At 71.7% G+C, this 1021-nt stretch carries 1 protein-coding gene; it reads left to right on the top strand.

What is annotated here, in order from left to right; translation table 11 throughout:
* The coding region (locus ACWEN3_RS46965) for a DUF6531 domain-containing protein (RefSeq protein ID WP_452984621.1) at positions 1 to 1021 on the top strand (1021 nt) is incomplete at both ends.

Consider the following 1021-nt stretch of genomic DNA (forward strand, 5'->3'; position numbering starts at 1 on the left):
TCGGCGTCGGGGTCTCCGCCGTGGTGGCCGATGTCATCGGCGGTGCCTTCGTCGCCGCCGCGTTCGGCGGGGTGGAGTCGGTCACCGTCGACCTCGCGGTGGCCCAGCCGCTGCAGATGGTGACCGGGCTGCAGCACGGTTTCAGCCTGGACGAGGTCAACCAGGCCGCCAAGAACGGCATGATCTTCGGCGGAGCGCTGGGCGCGGGCGGCGGCGTGCTGAAAGCGAGCATGACAGGCGGCCTCAGCGACACCACCCCGCTCCTGCTGCGCCCGCCCTCGCTGCGCCCGGACCTGGTCGATCTGGGCCCGGCGGCCCGCAATGCCGACGACGTGCCGTGCGTGGGTGAGCCGATCGACGTGGCGACCGGCGCGATGCTGATGAGCCAGACCGACCTGGCCCTGCCGGCCGCGCTCCCCTTCGAGTTCACCCGCACCCACCTGTCCTCCTACCGGGGTGGTGTCTGCTTCGGCCCGACCTGGATCTCCACCCTGGACGAGTGCCTCCAGATCGACGGCGAGGGCGTCGTCTTCGCCGCGGCCGACGGCATGCGCCTGGTCTACCCGGTGCCGGAACCGGGCGTACCCACGATGCCGGTGAAGGGCGCCCGCTGGCCCCTGGAGTGGGACGGCAAGCCGGACGGCGCGATGACGGTCACCGACCCGGCGACGGGCGTGACCCGCACCTTCGCCGCCCCCGTCCCCTCACCTTCCTTCGGTGTGTTCCATCTGGCGCTGGACTCCTGGACGGACCGCAACGGCAACCGCATCGACGTCGAACGCGACGACGAGGGCATCCCGTTCGGCATCCGCCACTCCGGCGGCTACTACGTCGCCGTCGACACCCAGGGCCCCCGCATCACCGCCCTGCGCCTGCTGGACGAACCACCGTCCCGCTACCGCCCGGCCACCACGCCCGACGAGGGCACGGCCGTGATGCGCTACGGCTACGACACCACCGGCAACCTCACCGAGGTCATCAACTCCAGCGGCAGGCCCCTGCGCTTCACCTACGACACCGA

The organism is Streptomyces sp. NPDC004561 (assembly GCF_053602155.1).